Origin of the sequence: Cochleicola gelatinilyticus (genome assembly GCF_001637325.1) — a bacterium.
GTDB classification, from domain to species: Bacteria; Bacteroidota; Bacteroidia; order Flavobacteriales; family Flavobacteriaceae; genus Cochleicola; species Cochleicola gelatinilyticus.
In genome coordinates this window covers 1-3,292 of record NZ_LRXL01000036.1, presented here as the reverse complement: position 1 = coordinate 3,292, position 3,292 = coordinate 1, and the positions used below count along the sequence as shown (strand labels likewise).

The following is a 3,292-nucleotide window of genomic DNA, read 5'->3' as shown; positions in this document are numbered from 1 at the left end:
GTTCTTATGCAAACCGTTGGGCACAATTTAAAAAATGACTTGGGAAACATACCATACTAAAGGAATCAATCAAAAGTACGTATATAGATATGTAACAATTGAAAAGCTGGTTGACTTTCTGGACACCAACAGTCTATTCCTATCCAGATTAGATAAATTTGAGGACAATTTAGAAAATATTGAACCTTATGACATTAACGAACTTAAATTTAGAACTCAAACTTTATCAAAGCCGGAAGATGCTAATCCTGAAATACCCGAAAACCATTGGGCAGAAATAATTAAAAATAATAGAGCCGAATTAAGTGCAATACAAGCGAAATTAACTAAACAGCAAAAGCATCGATTTGTCAGCTGTTGGATTCTCAACGATACGGAATCCTTCGCAATGTGGGACATTTATGGAAAAGCAGGTTTTGCTATTCGATTTGAGCGTGAATACTTTCAAAAGTTAATAAGAGAATCAATTGAATTACAGACTGAGCCAACCAATAAAATTGATTTACTCGTAGCTGGAGTTGTTCAATATCAGAATTTTGATAAGATGTTATTTAAAGAGAAAGAGTCTTTAATTAAATATTCTGCTTTTAGAAAACATCAGGCATTTAATCACGAAACAGAATACCGAATTATTGGGTTTATGAAAGAAATACTCGAAATTCCTGGACTTAAATTCAAGTTACCTAATATAAACGAATTGGAATTTGAGCTGATTGCGAATCCAAGGCTTGACTCGTTCCAATTTCAAAAATACAAAGGAATAGTATCAAAGTATTCCCAAAAACATCAGCTGAAAGAATCCGAATTAAAAATTTGGTTGGACTTTAGAAATACGAACTATTAAAAAACTGTGCCCAACAATGGCTATAAGTAATTGCTTGTTTTCGCCTACTTCTGAAAATCCTCTCGGATTTTCAGTTTGGTGTGTACTTGCAAAGTTACGTGCTAACCCACGCAACTACTCATAGCCGAGACCGTTACCTGCAAGCTGAAATGACGAACGCACAACAAAATATCGAAACACCATTTAACGAAGAATTCTGCACTCGACTTGAGTACCGAATTTGTCACGAATTGGAAAAATCGACTGACCCTGAATTAAAAGGGTTTTGGTGTGATGGAGTTTCTTGGTTTCCGACAGAAAATCAGTTGACTAAAAAAACGTGAATGATAAACGAAAAATAGAAACTAAAGCGTGGATTGGAAAAACTGGACAAACGGAATTTAAAGCGACAGTTCATTTCGGAAAAAAAGCATTGAGTAAATACGCTAAAGGAATGGAATTGACCGAATGCATTCCTGATTTGGAATCTCAAGCTGAATGGATTGAGATTGATTTAGAAAACAAAAACATTGAAATTAAAATAGACTAATTCAATGAAATTCTATAAACCTTTTTTTTCAATAATTACAATACTTATCCAATTGATGTTGTCTTTAAAACATCATTATGAACATATCAAATGGACTGAAGAAATGAAAAAAACTGACCCTGAACTTTTTGGTCTGATTTGCTATAATACTACCTATACTTCACTTTTTATTTTCGTTTGTATAATTGGATTTTATGAAATGTTGACTAAACCAAGTTGGTTCAAAACAATAATCCGAATATTTTTAGTTTGTATAATTTTAGGAACTACATTTTCGGATTTTATTCCAATTGACCAATTTTATTACGGAGTTTATAATACGGCTTGGTTTTCAGCAGTAGTTACAATCGTTCTGATTTTAGTCCGAATTGGAAAATATAGTTTCGGTAAAATAAATGATAGGAAACTGAATAAAGCCAGCAGGTAACAATGTGTATAATCCATTGCTAGTTATAGCCTACTTACGAAAGTCCTCGCGGACTTTCTATCTGTGATTTATTTGCTAAATTAGTTGCTTAAACACGCAACGAAATCATACACTAGACCGTTCTACGCAATTTGAAAAAAACATCGTGCTTAAAAGAAAATGAAACTGACAAACGACCAATTTGAGGCTTCTGCTTATATATTTGAAAAAGCAAATGGAAATAAAAAATCGGAATACGAGGAACAAGTAATTGCCGAATCTGGATTAAACAATCTGAAACCGATTGAACTGGAAACTCGAATTGTCAATGGAATAGACAACGGACTTTACTCGGACTCAAAAGAACGGATAAGTGCTTATTGGTCTTTAAGTAAAATTCACAAAACCGAATTAATTCCGAACTTTAAGAAATGGTTAAAAATTGAACTTGAAAACGAAAATGCAGATACTGTTTATCAATTAATGATTGCGTTAGGAAATTTAGGAGAACCTATTTTTAACATCGACAGAAATGGAAGTTCTGCTTTTAACGAAACGGAATTAAATTTGAGAGATGCAAGAAAGTATTTAGAAACGAATGAATAACCAAGTAAAAATATTGTTTAATTTCCACAGCAACATTTTTGACGAGCAAATGGTTGAAACCGTTTGGGCAGATGAAATTGATAAAAAGAAAGGATTATATAAAATTGATAATATCCCTTTTTATATTCCATTGGTTGCTTCGGAAGATATTGTATTTGCGGAATTTGACGAGACAGAGCAAATGCTGACTTACAGAAAAACTTATGAATATTCTGGGCGAACTGTTGTCCAAGTTGTAATTATGGACAAGACAACTAAAGCAAATACTATTCGAGATATATTTTATAAGTTAGGTTGCGAATCGGAAAAAGCGAATGAAGGTTATTTCTCAATGGAAATTCCTTCAAATTTAGATTACAAGCCAATTAAAAAGGAACTTGACCGAATGGAAAACGCGGAAATCATAGGTTACGCAGAACCGACAATTTCGGACAGACATCGAGCTGAAGGCTACAATTGAGCGAAAAAAAAACTGCGTAGAACATTGTATATAAAAAATAGCGCAAGTCGTTGCTAACACAATGGCTTGAGCGTTTTTGGAAAGTCGCCAAATTTTTAAATTTGACGATTTCCAAACAAAAAGATAAATAGTAAAATTTAAAAATTCGGCTTGTATCTAATCCGAAAAGTTATCGCTTATTTACAGCGCTACTTTTCATATACGGAGCCGTTATGCACGATGGCTCCCGTGACGTAATATTCTCCAAGCATTTCGCAACTGAAACTAAAAAATTATACTGAACTGTAAAGCCGCACGCAATCTTTAGCCTAAATAAAACTTCTGACTAAAAATTGTTCTCAGCGAAACGAATGCGGAAACATAATGCATTCAACGCGTCTTATAAAACTGATTGGACAGTACTTTTAATTCAATTTCAGGATAACAGAAAACGCAACATATAGCGTG

Annotated in this window: 6 protein-coding genes; all 6 read left to right on the top strand. The window is 33.4% G+C overall.

Features of this window, described 5'->3' with window-relative positions; genetic code table 11:
* Window positions 1-34: 34 nt before the first annotated feature.
* Window positions 35-844, top strand: coding sequence for a DUF2971 domain-containing protein (locus tag ULVI_RS07700; RefSeq protein ID WP_068591479.1), 810 nt, complete (start codon window positions 35-37; stop codon window positions 842-844).
* Window positions 845-942: 98 nt separating this feature from the next.
* The gene (locus ULVI_RS15420) at window positions 943-1,167 is read left to right on the top strand and encodes a hypothetical protein (RefSeq protein ID WP_157632589.1); all 225 of its coding nucleotides are present in this window, start codon (window positions 943-945) and stop codon (window positions 1,165-1,167) included.
* The gene (locus ULVI_RS07690; protein WP_068591475.1) at window positions 1,164-1,373 is read left to right on the top strand and encodes a hypothetical protein; all 210 of its coding nucleotides are present in this window, start codon (window positions 1,164-1,166) and stop codon (window positions 1,371-1,373) included. The genes ULVI_RS15420 and ULVI_RS07690 overlap by 4 nt, the downstream gene beginning before the upstream one ends.
* Window positions 1,374-1,377: 4 nt before the next feature.
* Complete coding sequence (locus ULVI_RS07685; RefSeq protein ID WP_068591473.1) at window positions 1,378-1,800, top strand: hypothetical protein; 423 nt, start codon at window positions 1,378-1,380, stop codon at window positions 1,798-1,800.
* Window positions 1,801-1,959: 159 nt separating this feature from the next.
* Entirely contained in the window at window positions 1,960-2,385 is a 426-nt protein-coding gene (locus ULVI_RS07680) for a hypothetical protein (RefSeq protein WP_068591471.1), read from the top strand.
* Window positions 2,378-2,845, top strand: a complete 468-nt coding sequence (locus ULVI_RS07675) for a DUF4265 domain-containing protein (RefSeq protein WP_068591469.1) — start codon at window positions 2,378-2,380, stop codon at window positions 2,843-2,845. The genes ULVI_RS07680 and ULVI_RS07675 overlap by 8 nt, the downstream gene beginning before the upstream one ends.
* Window positions 2,846-3,292: the final 447 nt, after the last annotated feature.